Source organism: Pseudomonas sp. RU47 (genome assembly GCF_004011755.1).
GTDB lineage: Bacteria > Pseudomonadota > Gammaproteobacteria > Pseudomonadales > Pseudomonadaceae > Aquipseudomonas.
Genome location: NZ_CP022411.1, coordinates 6192963 through 6209652 on the forward strand (window position 1 = coordinate 6192963; position 16690 = coordinate 6209652).

The window sequence follows — 16690 nt, forward strand, 5'->3', positions numbered from 1 at the left end:
AAAAAGCCCCGCACGGTTCGCGCCGTGCGGGGCTTTTTCATGCCTGAAATACCTCCCTGTGGGAGCGAGCCTGCTCGCGAAGAGGCCAGCCGGACCAACATCACTTCCCGACCAGACACACCCCGCAAAACACCCCACCTGCCAAGCCCCCAATCGTCTTCTAACCTTCAAGCATTCCCCCTGAGCAAGGACGCTCACAATGCTTGTCACACTGCGCCTGCTGTTGATTTTTCTCACCGCCTGTACGGCCCTCAACACCCACGCCGATTGCCCGAAATGGCCGGCCACTCAAGCAAAAAGCGAAATCGCCGCCCTGCAAAAACAGATCAACCAATGGGACGACGCCTATCACCGCGAAGGCCGCTCACTGATCGCCGACGAACTCTACGACCAGTCACTCCAACGCCTGAGCGCATGGCGTGAATGCTTCAGGCTACCCTCGCCCGTCGAACCTTTGCGCACGGCTTCAGGCACAGTCACCCACCCCATCGCCCATACCGGTCTGGATAAAATCCATAAAGCCGAGGCCGTGCAAGCATGGCTACGAGATCGTCAGGACGTCTGGGTTCAACCCAAAGTCGATGGCGTGGCAGTGACGCTGGTTTATCGCCAAGGGATGTTGCAACAAGCCATCAGTCGCGGTGACGGGATCAGCGGACAGGACTGGACGACTTCAGCGCAAAGAATCAACGCCATACCTCAACGCCTGACGCAGCCGCTTGATCTGCTGGTTCAAGGGGAGCTCTATTGGCGCTTGAATGAACACGTGCAAGCCCGATCCGGCAGCGTCAACGCCCGTGCCGCCGTTGCCGGACTGATGAACCGCAAATCCTTCACGGCAGAACAGGCTGCCGGGATCGGACTGTTCGTTTGGGACTGGCCGCAAGGGCCTTTGGATTTGCCCGAACGGATTTCACGATTGGCAGCGCTGGGCTTTGCCAAGACTGAACCGTACAGCCAGCCCGCCAGCGATTTCGCAGAGGCACAAAAATGGCGCGACCACTGGTATCGCTCGCCTTTACCCTTTGCCACCGACGGCGTGGTGTTGCGCCAGACTCAGCGCCCTCCCGCCGAACGCTGGCAGGCTCGCGCACCGTACTGGGCGATCGCCTGGAAATACCCGTTTGCGCAAGCGTTGGCCGAAGTTCGCAAGATCAACTTCAAGATTGGCCGCACTGGCCGCATCACACCGGTGATCGAGTTGACCCCGGTCATGCTCGATGACCGGGAGATCAAACGGGTCAGCGCCAGTTCGCTGAAACGCTGGCAAGAGCTGGACATTCGCCCGGGAGATCAAGTGGCAATCAGCCTCGCCGGTCTGACCATTCCTCGGCTCGACAGTGTTGTACTGCGCACCAGCGAACGCACAGATATCGATATCCCCGACGCAGAGGATTTCCACGCCTTGAGTTGCTGGCAACCGACCCCCGGTTGTGAAAGCCAGTTTCTCGCCCGCTTGAGCTGGCTCAGCGGTAAGCAAGGGCTGGCGATGCAGCATGTCGGTCGTGGTACCTGGGAGAAACTTCTCGAAACACGCCGTGTGAACAACCTGCTGGATTGGTTGACCCTCGACGCGTCAGAGCTTGCTAACATTGCCGGCTTCGGCGAGCGCAGCAGCGAACGCCTGATGCACAGTTTTCACAGCGCCCGCCAACGGCCCTTCGCCCAGTGGCTCAAAGCCTTGGGCTTACCGCCAAGCGGTCAGGCACACCTGCCTGACTCGTGGCAGGCGCTGGCACAACGCGACACCGAACAATGGCAGGCCGAAGCCGGTATCGGCCCGGGACGCGCAGCGCAATTGAGCGCATTCTTTCGCGACCCGCAGGTACTGGCCTTGAGCGAAACCTTACGTGCCGCCGGAATCGACGGTTTCTGACTACGCAATCCCGGTGCGCCGGGAACCCATCGGTAGCCCAAGCGCTCCAACAGCGCAGTGCCTGACCGACCCGATTGCCTTTGCACATGGAGCTTTTATGAAATTTCTTGCACCGCTCGCCATGCTGACCCTTTGCGGCGTGATGGCCGCCCCCGTAATGGCCGATGAAGATGCCCCCGGCCTGACCGGCTGCGCTGCGAAAAAGCAGGGCATCATGAACCAGATCGAACAGGCGAAATCGCGCGGCAATGCCGATCAGCAGGCGGGTCTGGAAAAAGCCCTGAGCGAAGTGACCGAACACTGCACCGACGCCGGTCTGAAGAAAGAACGCGAAAACAAAGTGCTTGAGGCCAAACACGAAGTCAGTCAGCGTCAGGCCGATCTCGATAAAGCCATGAAGAAAGGCGATCCGGAGAGGATCAACAAGCGCAAAGAAAAACTCGCCGAATCGCGCAAAGAACTGCAGGACGCGCTGGAAGAAATCGACAAGTAAAAATCAAAAGATCGCAGCCTGCGGCAGCTCCTGCCCTGATCAATACAGGAGCTGACGCAGGCTGCGATCTTTTAAATATCAATGATCGCGAAACTGTTTATGGCAAGCGCTGCAGGCATCCTCAACTTTCTGCACCGCCGGCGCGAGGTTGCTGGCCTTGTACGGCTGAACCTGACTGGCAATCACCAGCTCGCCGGTGGCGGCTTCGAGCGTGCGAGCCATTTCCTGAAACTGCGCCTGTTTCTGCCAGACATCGTCCTTGGCGCTGGTGTGATCGTCCTCGCGAACTTGCGGAAAATGCTTCCACGGTTCATGGGACAACGTATCGAGCTTGACCGCGCCCTCGGCGAATTTCGGCCCGTCGAACGGAATGCGCCCACGCAACATGCCACCCAGATCTTCACCGGTCTTGAGCATCTGTTTGAAAATGGCCTTGCGCTGGCCCAGAGGAGAATTCGGATCGACACCGCCACAGGCGGACAAGGTCAGACAGGCCAGCAATACAACAGCAATTCTTTTAACAGTCATGGTGGCTTCAGGTCACGGAATTCGGCGGCCAGTATCCTCGCGTCACCGCCAAACACCAATAGCCCTATTAAAAATACGGGTTGTTCGAGCGCATGGAGCACGCGGGCAACCGACACAGGAATCACTCCATGAACAGCCGTTTCAAGGCCTGGCGTCACCCGCTGATTGCAACCCTGCCGCTGCTGGCGATACTCGCCGGCTGCACCGGTGGCGAGAACGCCAAGCCGAAAACCCACGCGCTGGCCACTTATTCCAGCGCCACTTGGGAGGCATTGCCGGCGGTATCCGATAGCGATCTGGTCGCCGGTTTCGGTTCGTGGCGCAGCGCCTGCACCCGACTCAAGGCAGATGCGGTCTGGGGCACAACCTGCGCAGCAGCGGCCAATGTTCCACAGAGCGCCACAGAAATTCGTGCGTTTCTCAAACAGAACCTCGATGTCTACGGCCTGCGCGCTGAAAACGACAACCCCAACGGCTTGATCACCGGCTACTACGAGCCGGTCTACCCCGGCAGCCTGACGCCCACCGAGGCGGCCAACGTGCCGGTGTATGGCGTGCCGGAGGACATGATCATTGTCTCGCTCGACAGCATTTATCCCGAACTCAAAGGCAAACGCCTGCGTGGTCGCCTTGAAGGTCGAGTACTCAAACCTTACGACGATGCTGCGACCATCGAATCCAAAGGTGTGAAAGCCCCAGTGGTTGCCTACCTGACCGACCCGATGAATCTGCAATTCCTGCAGATCCAGGGTTCGGGGCGGATTCAGACCGCAGACGGCAAACAGCTGCGCATTGCCTACGCCGATCAGAACGGCCATCCATATCGGCCGATCGGCCGCTGGCTGGTCGAGCAAGGCGAGTTGAAGAAAGAAGACGTGACAATGAGCGCAATCAGCAACTGGGCCAAAGCCAATCCGTCGCGGATTCCTGAACTGCTGGGCAGCAACCCGAGCTATGTGTTCTTCACCCGCAATCCGGACAGCAATGAAGGCCCGCGCGGATCACTGAACGTGCCGTTGACTGCGGGCTACAGTGCGGCAGTGGATCGCAAGGTAATTCCGCTGGGCAGCCTGTTGTGGCTGTCGACCACGCGCCCGGATGGTACGGCACTGGTCCGCCCGGTGGCGGCGCAGGATACCGGCGGCGCGATTGCCGGCGAGGTTCGTGCGGATCTGTTCTGGGGCACCGGTGATGCAGCCGGGCAACTGGCCGGGGACATGAAACAGCAGGGGCAGATCTGGATGCTCTGGCCAAAAGGTGCGGCGCTGCCACAAGTGCCGCGGGTGGCTGATACAGAGAAGAAGTAACCCTTAGGATCTTTGTCGTCTGAACAATGGCTTTCGCGAGCAGGCTCGCTCCCACAGTTGGAATGCATATCCATGTGGGAGCGAGCCTGCTCGCGAAGAGGCCATCAGCAACACCCGAGCATCAGACCGACACGAAGAAGAACGAAGCAATCAGCCCCATCCCCACAAACCACACCAGCGACCGCAAGATCGCCCAGTCCGCCAGGTAGCAAATGATGTAAAGCAGGCGACTGGTAATAAACATCACCGCCAGCACATTGACCGTCACCAACTGCGCGGTTCCCACCAGGTGCGCGACGATCACCGCCGCTGCAAACGCCGGCATCACCTCAAAGCTGTTCAGCTGCGCCGCGTGCGCCCGACGGGCCACACCGTTGAGACTTTCAAGAAAGTCGCGCGGATCGTGGTTGTCACTCAACCGGTAGCCGCCCACGGCTTTCGCCACGCCAGTGCAGACATATGGCAGAAAAATCGCAATCAACACACACCACAGAGCCACCGTCATAACGCCGTCCTTTTTTCGAGTTATAGAATTCGCGAGCGGTCAGAACTTCATCACCAGCATGCCGATCAGCACCAGCCCACAGGCTAAGAGCCGCGGACGGCCGAAAGGTTCTTTCAAGTAGCGCATGCCGAACAACACCACCAGAATCACGCTGATTTCGCGCAATGCCGCCGCCTCCGCAATCGAGCCCAATTGCATCGCCCACAGCACCAGAGCGTAGCTGGCCAATACGCAGAAGCCCACCGCCAACCCCAGCTTCCATTGCTCACGCCAGAACAACATGAACGCCGGACGCTTGGCGCCCCATGCCAACAGCGGAAACGGCCACGCGCTGAGCAGCGTGACCCAGACCAGGTAATCGAGCGGATGCGACCAGCGCCGCAACGCCTGGCCATCAATGTAGGTGTAGCAGCCGATGCACAGGCCGATCAGCGCCACCACCGGCAGCATCGACCACGGCAAGTGCTTGCCACCACCGCCCTGCCACAGCAGGCAAACCATGCCCAACGGAATCAGCATGATGCCGAAGATCTGCTGGGTGGTGAGCACTTCGCCGGCGAAGATCAGCGTCAGCGCCAGCACTACCAGCGGCGACAAACCGCGCATCAGTGGATAGACCAACCCGAGATCGCCGACCCGATACGCCTGAATCAGCAGGTAGCGATACAGCAATTCAAACGCTGCCGACGCCAGAATCCACGGCCAGATATCCATCGGCGGCAAGCTCACGAATGGCAACGCGATGGCGACGACCAGCAGCGCCACGGTGTCCATGCACGCCACCACCAGCAGCCGCTCGGCGCTGAACTTGATCAATGTATTCCACGTCGCATGCAGCAGCGCCGCCATCAATACCAATCCCGTCGCCAGCACGTTCCACTCCTTATTGTTGTTAGCGAGCCAATTAGTCAGATTATTGATTCGCGATGTGTCAGCAGCTGTTTATACTGCAAGCGACCACGCCGCACTCAGTTGCGCACAGAAAAATACCAATAATTCCTGCCTGCACCGCGCTCCTTCGAGATCGGTCGTCGGCCTGCGTATGCCTGATCAAAGCGTCAAGACTACCGACAGAGACCTTGCGCATGCCACTCGCCTTGCTTGCCCTCGCTGTTGCCGCATTCGGCATCGGCACAACCGAATTCGTCATCATGGGCTTGTTGCCCGATGTCGCCCGCGACCTTGCCGTGAGCATTCCTCACGCGGGCCTGTTGATCACTGGTTATGCGTTGGGCGTGGTGTTCGGCGCGCCAATCCTGGCGATCGGCACCGCGAACATGCCGCGCAAAGCGACGCTGCTCGGCATGACGCTGATGTTCATCCTCGGCAACGTGCTCTGCGCCCTGGCGCCGAACTACGCGACGCTGATGGCCGCTCGCGTGGTCACCGCACTGTGCCACGGCGCGTTTTTCGGCATTGGCTCGGTGGTCGCCGCCGGGCTGGTCGCGCCGAACAAACGCGCACAGGCGATTGCGATGATGTTCACCGGCCTGACCTTGGCCAACGTTCTCGGCGTGCCGCTGGGCACGGCGCTCGGGCAATACGCCGGCTGGCGTTCGACCTTCTGGGCGGTTTCGGTGATCGGAGTGATCGCAGCCCTCGCGCAGTGGTTTTGGCTGCCGAAACACATCCCGATGGACAAGGCCAACCTCGCCAGCGAATTCAAGGTATTGGGCAAGATCAACGTGTTGCTGGCGCTGGGCATGAGTGTGCTGGCATCGACCAGCCTGTTCAGCGTGTTCACCTACATTGCGCCAATCCTGCAAGACATCACCGGCGTCAGCCCACACGGTGTGACTGTGATGCTGTTGTTGTTCGGCGTCGGCCTGACCGGTGGCAGCATGCTCGGCGGGCGTCTGGCTGATAACCGTTTGTTGCCTTCGCTGGTCGGTGTGGCCTTGGCGGTGGTGGTGATTCTGGCGGCGTTCAGCCAGACCAGCCGTTCGGTGGTGCCGGCGGCGATCACGCTGGTGCTGTGGGGGATTTTTGCTTTTGCGCTGTGTCCGATTCTGCAATTGCTGATCATCGATCAGGCCCATGAAGCGCCGAACCTCGGTTCGACATTGAACCAGAGCGCTTTCAACCTCGGTAACGCGGCGGGTGCGTGGATCGGCGGGCTGGTGGTGGCCAGTGGCGCGGACCTGGCGGACTTGCCGTGGACCGGGGCACTGGTCGGCGTGCTGACGGTGCTGACGGCGCTGTTTTTCATCTATCTGCAACGTCGCGAAACGGCTGGGGTCAATGTGTCTGGCTAATCGTGTCGTGCCAGACAGAGCTCTCACCCTAGCCCTCTCCCAGAGGGAGAGGGGGACTGAACGGGGGATGCTTCAGAAGTACGCCGACCTGAACGCGCATTGCCGAATCCATAATCGACTCGGTTATTCAGGTCGATGCATGCCACAAGACAATAAGGTCGGCTCCCTCTCCCTCCGGGAGAGGGCTGGGGTGAGGGAAGCTTGTGCCCTCAGTCGTTCTCGGCCCATCAAACCCCTGCGCCCAAGTATCGGACGCGCTCCATTCACCCCTCATCCAAAGGACCCCGGATGCTTGAACTTGTCGCCGCTTTCATCTGCCTCACCACCCTCCTCACCTTCGTCAACTTCCGCTTCATCGGCCTGCCGCCGACCATCGGCGTGATGGTGACTGCGCTGCTGTTCTCCCTGATCCTGCAAGGCCTGAGCGTACTCGGCTACCCCGGTCTCGAAGAACGCGTGCAGCAACTGATCGGCCAGATCGACTTTGGCGATCTGCTGATGAACTGGATGCTCTCATTCCTGCTGTTCGCCGGCGCCTTGCACGTCAACCTGAATGACTTGCGCAGCTACCGCTGGCCCATCGGCCTGTTGGCAACCTTCGGCGTGTTGATTGCCACCACGGTAATCGGCAGCCTCGCCTATTACATTTTTGCCCTGTTCGGCTGGCACGTGAGTTTCTTGTATTGCCTGCTGTTCGGCGCGCTGATTTCGCCGACCGACCCGATTGCCGTGCTCGGTGTGCTGCGTACCGCCAACGCCTCGAAGCCGCTGAAAACCACCATCGTCGGCGAATCACTGTTCAACGACGGCACAGCTGTTGTGGTGTTCACCGTATTGCTGGGCATCGCCCAACTCGGCGAAACCCCGACCATCAGCGCCACCGCCATGTTGTTCGTTCATGAAGCCATCGGCGGTGTGTTGTTCGGCGGGCTGATCGGTTATCTGGTCTATCGAATGATCAAGAGCGTCGAACAGCATCAGATCACCGTGATGCTGACCTTGGCGCTGGTCATTGGCGGTTCGGCGATGGCCACGGAGATTCACGTTTCCGCGCCGATCGCGATGGTGGTGGCCGGTCTGATCATCGGCAACCTCGGGCGCAATCTGGCAATGAACGACATGACCCGCCGTTATCTGGACGGTTTCTGGGAATTGCTCGATGACATGCTTAACGCGCTGCTGTTTGCGCTGATCGGCATGGAGCTGTTGCTGCTGCCGTTCAACTGGCTGCACGTGGCGGCGGCGAGTGTATTGGCGGTGGCCATTCTGCTGTCACGCCTGCTCACTGTGGCTCCGGCGATTCTGCTGCTGCGCCGCTGGCGGACAGTGCCGGCCGGCACCATCCGGATTTTGACCTGGGGCGGTTTGCGCGGCGGTGTTTCAGTGGCACTGGCCCTGGCCCTGCCGCTGGGCCCGGAGCGCGATCTGCTGCTGAGCATCACTTACATCGTGGTGCTGTCGTCGATCCTGTTGCAGGGTCTGACCATCGGCAAACTGGTCAAGCACGCGACTCGCAACGAGCCCGCGACCACCAGCGAACCTGCTCACCACTGATCATTTTTTGATCGCCTGCGGATCAGGTTTCTCGGCCTGATCCGCAGATTCCTTCGGCGCACCGCTCTCGCTGCGAATCTGCGCATGGCTGATCAGCGCAAAGATAAAGCTGCCGCCAATGATGTTCCCCGCCAGCGTCGGCCCGGCGAAGACCATCCAGAAATCACTCCACGGCAGCTCGCCGGCAAACACCAGATATGACACCTCGGCCGAACCCACCACGATGTGAGTGAAGTCGCCGAGCGCCATCAGGTAGGTGATGAGGATGATGATCCACATCTTCGCGCTCTCCATGGACGGAATCATCCAGACCATGGTGGCGATCATCCAGCCAGACACGATGCCTTTGGCGAACATCTGGCTGGCATGGTTTTCCATGACTTTGCGGCCGATTTCGAGGAAGGCAACGTCGGTCTTGCTGTCGAAGATCGGCAGTTCGAGCATCACGTACGCCACCAGAATCGTGCCGCAGAGGTTGCCGACGAGCACCACCGTCCACAGACGGATCAGCCGGCCGAAGTTCTGAAGGGTCGGCTTGGTCATGACCGGCAGCACGGCGGTCAGGGTGTTTTCGGTGAACAGTTGCTGACGGGCGAGGATCACCGCGAGAAAACCTGCGCAGTAGCCGAAGCTGGCGATCACTTTGAATTCATCACCGTCGGGCAGGCGCGAATTGAGCAGGCCCATGCCCATCAGCGACAGGCCCATGGTCAACCCTGCCGCCAATGCCGACCACCAGAGTGCGGCGATGCTGCGCTCCAGTTCCTGATCGCCTTGAGAGCGGATGATTTCATGCAGGACGGCCGCGCGGGGCGGCTGGTTTTTCTCGACTTCATGCTGTTCTTTGGCCGAGAGATCGGGGGTCTTGCCGTCGGTGGGAGTGGTCATAGCGTGGGAACCGTGGGGGTGGTGTTTACCTACGACCCCGGCGGTTCATGGCTGTTCAGTGGGCAGATGATTCTTCGCTGACTGAACAACCGCTTTCGCGAGCAGGCTCGCTCCCACAGGTACAGCGTGATCCTTGTGGGAGCGAGCTTGCTCGCGAAGAAAGCGCCGCCGATGTTATTTGGTGACTAACTCATCTTCCTGGAACTGATCTTTCACATATTTGATTTCAGTGCGCCCGTGCGGTGCCGGCAAGCCGTCTTCGCCCAGATTGACGAAAACCATCTTCTCGACGGTGAGAATGCTCTTGCGAGTGATCTTGTTGCGCACTTCACAAGTCAGTGTGATCGAGGTGCGGCCGAACTCGGTGGCGGTGATGCCCAGTTCGATAATGTCGCCCTGGCGCGAGGCGCTGACGAAGTTGATTTCGGAAATGTACTTGGTCACCACGCGCTGATTGCCCAACTGGACGATCGCGTAGATCGCCGCTTCTTCGTCAATCCAGCGCAACAGACTGCCGCCGAACAGGGTGCCGTTGGGGTTGAGGTCTTCGGGTTTTACCCATTTGCGGGTGTGGAAATTCATCTTCACTCCTGAGTGTCTTGCCGAACGATGGGCGGTATCTTGGCAGACTGAGCGGTCAGGCTCCATGCGGCTTCGACTATGGTCGTCATTAACGATCTTCATCTGGCCGACAGAAACCCTTTGGAAGATCAGTCTAGACGGCTATAATCGCCACCGTTTCAAAACGGTAACGTTCACTTGCTACCGTTTTCCCGCCACCTGTCCGAGGGGCGCTGCAGCAGGTTCAACCTGTCAGGCTCGGATGGGGCGTTGACTGGCTCAGGCCAGACACTAAACGCACAACGGCGCCCATTCGCATACATTACGAATGGAGGCTCTTCATGAGCGCTGTTATCACGCCTGCAGATTTTAACGATTACAAAGTTGCCGACATGTCCCTGGCTGCCTGGGGCCGTCGCGAAACCATCATCGCCGAATCGGAAATGCCGGCTCTGATGGGTCTGCGTCGCAAGTACTCCGGCGAACAGCCGTTGAAAGGCGCCAAGATCCTCGGCTGCATCCACATGACCATTCAGACTGCCGTGCTGATCGAAACCCTGGTTGCCCTGGGTGCCGAAGTACGCTGGTCGTCGTGCAACATTTTCTCGACTCAGGATCAGGCTGCTGCCGCTATCGCTGCTGCCGGTATCCCGGTTTTCGCCTGGAAAGGCGAAACTGAAGAAGAGTACGAGTGGTGCCTGGAGCAGACCATCCTGAAGGATGGCCAGCCATGGGACGCCAACATGATCCTCGACGACGGCGGCGACCTGACTCAGCTGCTGCACGACAAGTACCCACAAGTACTGGATCGCGTTCACGGCGTGACTGAAGAAACCACCACCGGTGTACACCGTCTGCTGGACATGCTGGCCAAGGGCGAGCTGAAAATCCCGGCCATCAACGTCAACGACTCGGTGACCAAGTCCAAGAACGACAACAAGTACGGCTGCCGTCACAGCCTGAACGACGCGATCAAGCGCGGTACCGACCACCTGCTGTCCGGCAAGCAAGCGCTGGTCATCGGTTACGGTGACGTGGGCAAGGGTTCGGCCCAGTCCCTGCGTCAGGAAGGCATGATCGTTAAAGTCTCCGAAGTTGACCCGATCTGCGCCATGCAAGCGTGCATGGACGGTTTCGAACTGGTTTCGCCGTTCATCGACGGTATCAACAACGGCACCGAAGCAAGCATCGACAAAGCGCTGCTGGGCAAGATCGACCTGATCGTGACCACCACCGGTAACGTCAATGTTTGCGACGCGAACATGCTCAAAGCCCTGAAGAAGCGCGCCGTGGTCTGCAACATCGGTCACTTCGACAACGAAATCGACACCGCTTTCATGCGCAAGAACTGGGCATGGGAAGAAGTGAAGCCACAGGTACACAAGATCCACCGTACCGGCCCGGGCGCTTTCGACGCGCAGAACGACGACTACCTGATCCTGCTGGCCGAAGGCCGTCTGGTAAACCTGGGTAACGCCACTGGCCACCCAAGCCGCATCATGGACGGTTCGTTCGCCAACCAGGTGCTGGCACAGATCTTCCTGTTCGGCCAGAAGTACGCCGACCTGTCGCCAGCCCAGAAAGCCGAGCGTCTGACCGTTGAAGTACTGCCGAAGAAACTCGACGAAGAAGTGGCTCTGGAAATGGTTCGCGGCTTCGGCGGCGTGGTCACTCAACTGACCAAGCAACAGGCTGACTACATCGGCGTGACCGTCGAAGGCCCGTTCAAGCCGCACGCTTACCGCTACTAACAGGCGCTTGCTCGCTCTCCCTGTGGGAGCGAGCCTGCTCGCGAAGGCGTCTCAACATTCAACATCCGTGTTGTCTGACCCGGCGCTTTCGCGAGCAGGCTCGCTCCCACATGGGATTGCAGCGCCTCGAAGGTTCTTGTTTCCAAGGGTATGACCATGTCCCAAGACCGTCGCTACAGCTTCGAGTTCTTCCCGACCAAGACCGATGCTGGGCATGAAAAACTGCTCGCCACTGCCCGTCAGCTGGCCACCTACAACCCCGACTTCTTTTCCTGCACCTATGGCGCTGGTGGTTCGACCCGTGATCGCACCCTCAACACCGTTCTGCAACTGGAAAGCGAAGTCAAAATTCCGGCCGCACCGCACCTGTCGTGCGTCGGCGACAGCAAGGACGACCTGCGCGGCCTGCTGAACGAGTACAAGGCTGCCGGCATCAAGCGCATCGTTGCCCTGCGTGGTGACCTGCCGTCCGGCATGGGCATGACCAGCGGTGAGCTGCGTCACGCCAATGAGCTGGTTGAATTCATTCGTGAAGAAACCGGTGACCATTTCCACATCGAAGTTGCCGCTTACCCGGAGATGCATCCGCAAGCACGCAACTACGAAGACGATCTGGCCAACTTCGTGCGCAAGGCTCGCGCCGGTGCCGACAGCGCGATCACCCAGTACTTCTTCAACGCCGACAGCTACTTCTACTTTGTCGACCGTTTGCAGGCGCAGGGTGTCGATCTGCCGATCGTGCCGGGGATCATGCCGATCACCAACTACAGCAAACTCGCGCGCTTCTCCGACGCCTGCGGTGCGGAAATCCCGCGCTGGATCCGCAAGCAACTGGAAGCCTACGGCGATGACACACAAAGCATTCAGCGCTTTGGTGAGCAAGTCGTCAGCGAGATGTGCGAACGCTTGTTGCAGGGCGGCGCGCCGGGGCTGCACTTCTATTCCATGAACCAGGCTGAGCCTAGTCTGGCGATCTGGAATAACCTGAAGTTGCCGCGTTGAAGCAGCTTCAAGCTTCAAGCTGAAAGCGACAAGCAAGATCAAAAGATCGCAGCCTTCGGCAGCTCCTACATTGAGATTTCGTATCCCGTGTAGGAGCTGCCGAAGGCTGCGATCTTTTGCTTTTAAATGCCCGAAACAGAGCTTGTGCCGGCACTTTCTGGCTCTTTCGCGTTTCTCGTCGTAATCTCAAGCCATGCCTTTGATCACGCAATTATTCGCCGTGCTGGTTTTTGCTTGCCTGAGCTTCGCCGCTCGAGGCGAGAAGCTGCGTATTGTCACCGAGCCATGGGCGCCGTACGTGTATGAAGAAGGCGGCAAGAACCTCGGGCTCGACTACGAAACCACGGCCATCGTCTTCAAACGTCTGGGCATTGAAGTCGAATGGCAATTCCTGCCATGGAAGCGCTGCCTGTCGATGCTTGAAACCGGTCAGGCCGACGGTGCACTGGACATTTTTCACAGCGAAGAGCGCGACGCCACCCTGCTTTACCCAAGTGAACCGCTGTCGGACGTCGAGTTCGTGATGTTCTACGCCAATGACCGGCCGCACCCGTTCAGCAAACTCGAAGAACTCAAAGGCCTGACCATCGGCACTTCGCCGGGTTATCTGTACAGCCCCGATTTCAGCGAATCAACGTTGTTTAGCCGTGAACCGGCACCGACCCACGAAGCCAACTTTGGAAAACTGGTGCGAGGTCGCATCGACTTGCTGATCACTGATCGCCGTGTCGGTCAGCATTTGCTCGATGAGCTGAATATCCGCGATCAGATCACTGAAAACCCCACCGTCATTAGCCGCCAAAGCCAGTTTCTCGCGGTTCGGCGCAATGCCGGCATGGATTTATTGGTGCAACGTTTTGGTGCCGAACTTAAACGTTTCAAGCGCGAACCGGCGTATGCCGAGCTCAGCGCACGCTACGGCGCCGCACCCGCCAGCAGCCCTTCAATGAATTCAGCCACGGCCAACCGCAAAACCGTTGAGCAGCAGGAAAGCAGCGCGCAGTGATTGCTCTGTTATACTCCGGCGTTCCCGCCAGGCTCACGCCCGGACGCCCGGAACCGTAACAGGCCTCTCGACCCGCTACAGCGCAGCTTTGCAGCCCGCGCGAGCGCTCCAGACGTGCCTTCGGAACCGCAGCAGGACCGGACGGGATTGCGTCCTCTTAAACGCCATTCGCGCCAGGCAAGACTCCCATTGGGCCAAGCCCTAACTAAAACAGGATTACTCATGTCCTTTGCTTCCCTCGGTCTCTCCGAGGCTTTAGTCCGCGCCATCGAAGATGCGGGCTATACCGAGCCTACTCCGGTGCAACAGCGGGCCATTCCCGCCGTGTTGCAAGGTCGCGACCTGATGGTTGCGGCACAGACAGGTACCGGTAAAACCGGCGGTTTCGCCCTTCCGATCCTGGAGCGGTTGTTCCCCAACGGTCACCCGGACAAATCCCAGCGTCATGGCCCGCGTCAACCGCGCGTACTGGTCCTGACCCCGACCCGCGAACTCGCGGCCCAGGTTCACGAGAGCTTCAAGATCTACGCCCGTGACCTGAAATTCGTCAGCGCCTGCATCTTCGGCGGCGTCGGCATGAACCCGCAGGTTCAGGCCATGTCCCGTGGCGTCGACGTGCTCGTCGCCTGCCCGGGTCGTTTGCTCGATCTGTGCGGCCAAGGCAGCGTTGACCTGTCCCACGTGGAAATTCTCGTCCTCGACGAAGCCGACCGCATGCTCGACATGGGTTTTGTGCACGACGTGAAGAAAGTCCTCGCGCGCCTGCCGTCCAAGCGTCAGAACCTGCTGTTCTCGGCGACGTTCTCCAAAGACATCACCGACCTCGCCGGCAAGCTGCTGCACAACCCGGAACGCATCGAAGTGACGCCGCCGAACACCACGGTCGAGCGCATCGAACAACGCGTATTCCGTCTGCCTGCCAGCCACAAACGTGCGCTGCTGGCCCACCTGATCACCGCCGGCGCGTGGGAACAGGTATTGGTGTTCACTCGCACCAAGCACGGCGCCAACCGTCTGGCCGAGTACCTGGACAAGCACGGCCTGCCGGCTGTGGCGATCCACGGTAACAAGAGCCAGAACGCGCGCACCAAAGCGCTGGCCGACTTCAAGGCCAACCAGGTGCGTATCCTGGTTGCCACCGACATCGCCGCACGCGGTCTGGACATTGATCAGTTGCCACACGTGGTCAACTTCGAACTGCCGAACGTCGATGAAGATTACGTTCACCGTATCGGCCGTACCGGCCGTGCCGGTCGTTCGGGCGAGGCGATCTCGCTGGTCGCGCCGGACGAAGAAAAACTGCTGAAAAGCATCGAACGCATGACCAAGCAGAAAATCGCCGACGGCGACCTGATGGGCTTCGATTCGAGCACCATTGAAGCCGAGAAGCCGGAAGTGCGTGAGCGTCCGGACGTGCGTAACCCGCGCAATCCACGTGGCCCACGCGGTGACGGGCCGAATGGCGGCGGCGGTGGCGGCGGTCGTAAAGACAAAGGCAAAGACAAGGGCAAGGAAAAACCGGCCGGTGAACGTGGCGAGCGCCCTGCCCGTCAGCAGAAACCGCGCGAAGGCACTCCAGCCCGCGAACAGCGCCCGAGCCAACCGCCACGTGCGGCGGCTGATCGTGCACCGGACGAGTTCCTCGACGACGATGTGGATAACTTCGGTAACCGCGTTGACTACGTGCCCAAGCCTGCCCCGGCAGGCGGTCGCGGCCGTCGTCCAGGCGCACCGGCTCAAGGTGCTGGCGCAGGTTCGGGCGCACCACGCGGCGGTCAGTCGCAGGGTCGTCAGAACGGTCCGCGCAACAGCAACGGCTCGAGCACCGGCACCCCGCCCGCCAAACGCAGTGGCGGCCCGCGCAACGGCGCACCGCGTGATGGTCAGTCGGGTCGTCGCGACGAGTCCGCTTCGTCGTCGCGCAACCGTCGTCCAGCCCGTGACGATCAGCCACGCAGCGAACCGGCCGTACAAAACCCGCGCAGCACCGGGCCGAAGATCATGCACAAGGAATCGAAAGCCGACCGCTTCCCGACGCCTGAGCAGCTCGATCAACTGCCAAGCCGCCCGCGTGGCGAGAAACCAGCGCTGCTGACCCGCAATCGCTGAGTTGACGCTGCCATGAAAAATGCCCCGCCTCGCAAGAGCCGGGGCATTTTTTTAGGCGCCACAAACACCCCTGAATCACCGCATATCCCCTGTGGGAGCGAGCCTGCTCGCGAAAGCGGTCATTCAGCCAACATCAATGCTGACTGACCCGTCACCTTCGCGAGCAGGCTCGCTCCCACAGGGAAGTGTGTGTGTGTCGTAGACAATAAAAAACGCCCCGGCCTTTCGACCGGGGCGTTTTTGTGTGGCGAGCGAAAGTTACTTAACTTTCACGCCTTCCAGCGAGATGTCCAGATCCGCAGTCTGCGAGGTAGGACCTGGGCCCTTGATCCCGAAATCGTTCAGGTTGAGGGTGGTCTTGGCGTTGAAGCCAGCACGCTCGCCGCCCCATGGATCCTTGCCTTCGCCGTTGAATGTGGCTTTGAAGGTTACAGGTTTGGTCACGCCGTGCAGGGTCAGGTCGCCAGTCACGTCAGCAGTCTTTTCACCGGTCGATTTAACGGCGGTGGAGACGAACTTGGCATCAGCAAACTTGCCCACGTCCAGGAAGTCTTTGCTGGCGATGTGCTTGTCACGTTCAGCGTGGTTCGACCACAGGCTGGCGGTTTTCACATCAACCGAGATCTTGCTGGCTTCAGGCTTGGCCGAATCCCACGAGAAAGTACCGTCGAAATCCTTGAAGGTACCGTGGATGAAGCTGTAACCCAGGTGGCTGATTTTCCAGTCAACGAAGGCGTGCTGGCCTTCCTTGTCGATTTTGTAGTCCGCTGCCATGGCCTGGGCCGAGAGCAGTGCAGAACCGATTGCCAGAGCGGCCAGAGTCTTTTTCAACATGCTTTCTTTTCCTTTGAGTCG

The 16690-nt window shown here is 59.7% G+C and carries 15 protein-coding genes and 1 riboswitch; of the genes, 9 read left to right on the forward strand and 6 right to left on the reverse strand.

Features of this window, described 5'->3' with window-relative positions:
• The first annotated feature begins 199 nt into the window (after positions 1-199).
• Both ligB and CCX46_RS28385 read left to right on the forward strand, forming a co-directional pair.
• Positions 200-1876: an NAD-dependent DNA ligase LigB gene (gene ligB, locus CCX46_RS28380; RefSeq protein ID WP_127930079.1), complete on the forward strand. Its 1677-nt coding sequence runs from the start codon at positions 200-202 to the stop codon at positions 1874-1876.
• Positions 1877-1973: 97 nt separating this feature from the next.
• Positions 1974-2369 (forward strand): DUF1090 domain-containing protein, encoded by a 396-nt coding sequence (locus CCX46_RS28385; protein ID WP_127930080.1) that lies wholly within the window; start codon positions 1974-1976, stop codon positions 2367-2369.
• A 78-nt stretch (positions 2370-2447) separates the two neighbouring features.
• On the opposite strand, the gene CCX46_RS28390 is transcribed toward CCX46_RS28385, so the two are convergent.
• Positions 2448-2897 carry a c-type cytochrome gene (locus CCX46_RS28390; RefSeq protein ID WP_127930081.1) on the reverse strand — a complete coding sequence of 150 codons (450 nt, stop codon included), beginning with the start codon at positions 2895-2897 and terminating at the stop codon, positions 2448-2450.
• 128 nt (positions 2898-3025) lie between these two features.
• Between CCX46_RS28390 and mltA the strand changes: the two genes are divergently transcribed.
• The gene (mltA, locus tag CCX46_RS28395; protein WP_127930082.1) at positions 3026-4204 is read left to right on the forward strand and encodes a murein transglycosylase A; all 1179 of its coding nucleotides are present in this window, start codon (positions 3026-3028) and stop codon (positions 4202-4204) included.
• Between the two features lie 121 nt (positions 4205-4325).
• On the opposite strand, the gene CCX46_RS28400 is transcribed toward mltA, so the two are convergent.
• Both CCX46_RS28400 and CCX46_RS28405 read right to left on the reverse strand, forming a co-directional pair.
• Positions 4326-4709: an MAPEG family protein gene (locus CCX46_RS28400; protein WP_077574861.1), complete on the reverse strand. Its 384-nt coding sequence runs from the start codon at positions 4707-4709 to the stop codon at positions 4326-4328.
• Positions 4710-4748: 39 nt separating this feature from the next.
• The gene (locus CCX46_RS28405) at positions 4749-5582 is read right to left on the reverse strand and encodes an EamA family transporter (protein WP_127930083.1); all 834 of its coding nucleotides are present in this window, start codon (positions 5580-5582) and stop codon (positions 4749-4751) included.
• Positions 5583-5794: 212 nt separating this feature from the next.
• On the opposite strand from CCX46_RS28405, the gene CCX46_RS28410 reads away from it, so the two are divergent.
• Both CCX46_RS28410 and CCX46_RS28415 read left to right on the forward strand, forming a co-directional pair.
• Entirely contained in the window at positions 5795-6964 is a 1170-nt protein-coding gene (locus CCX46_RS28410; protein WP_127930084.1) for an MFS transporter, read from the forward strand.
• A gap of 288 nt (positions 6965-7252) precedes the next feature.
• Entirely contained in the window at positions 7253-8518 is a 1266-nt protein-coding gene (locus CCX46_RS28415; RefSeq protein ID WP_127930085.1) for a cation:proton antiporter, read from the forward strand.
• Here the strand turns inward: CCX46_RS28415 and CCX46_RS28420 are convergent, their stop codons facing one another.
• On the reverse strand, positions 8519-9406 hold the full coding sequence (locus CCX46_RS28420) for a formate/nitrite transporter family protein (RefSeq protein ID WP_127930086.1): 888 nt from the start codon (positions 9404-9406) through the stop codon (positions 8519-8521).
• Positions 9407-9580: 174 nt separating this feature from the next.
• The gene (locus tag CCX46_RS28425; protein WP_016984776.1) at positions 9581-9988 is read right to left on the reverse strand and encodes an acyl-CoA thioesterase; all 408 of its coding nucleotides are present in this window, start codon (positions 9986-9988) and stop codon (positions 9581-9583) included.
• A 198-nt stretch (positions 9989-10186) separates the two neighbouring features.
• A riboswitch (S-adenosyl-L-homocysteine riboswitch) is annotated at positions 10187-10285 on the forward strand.
• A gap of 23 nt (positions 10286-10308) precedes the next feature.
• On the opposite strand from CCX46_RS28425, the gene ahcY reads away from it, so the two are divergent.
• From ahcY to CCX46_RS28445, 4 genes are all read left to right on the forward strand, one after another.
• Entirely contained in the window at positions 10309-11718 is a 1410-nt protein-coding gene (ahcY, locus tag CCX46_RS28430; protein WP_007913721.1) for an adenosylhomocysteinase, read from the forward strand.
• A gap of 156 nt (positions 11719-11874) precedes the next feature.
• Positions 11875-12720: a methylenetetrahydrofolate reductase [NAD(P)H] gene (gene metF / locus CCX46_RS28435; protein ID WP_007913720.1), complete on the forward strand. Its 846-nt coding sequence runs from the start codon at positions 11875-11877 to the stop codon at positions 12718-12720.
• A 193-nt stretch (positions 12721-12913) separates the two neighbouring features.
• Positions 12914-13726 (forward strand): substrate-binding periplasmic protein, encoded by an 813-nt coding sequence (locus CCX46_RS28440; RefSeq protein ID WP_127930087.1) that lies wholly within the window; start codon positions 12914-12916, stop codon positions 13724-13726.
• Between the two features lie 222 nt (positions 13727-13948).
• The gene (locus CCX46_RS28445) at positions 13949-15835 is read left to right on the forward strand and encodes a DEAD/DEAH box helicase (protein WP_127930088.1); all 1887 of its coding nucleotides are present in this window, start codon (positions 13949-13951) and stop codon (positions 15833-15835) included.
• A gap of 258 nt (positions 15836-16093) precedes the next feature.
• Here CCX46_RS28445 and CCX46_RS28450 read toward each other — a convergent pair whose 3' ends face one another.
• Complete coding sequence (locus CCX46_RS28450; protein WP_007913714.1) at positions 16094-16669, reverse strand: YceI family protein; 576 nt, start codon at positions 16667-16669, stop codon at positions 16094-16096.
• Positions 16670-16690 lie beyond the last annotated feature (21 nt).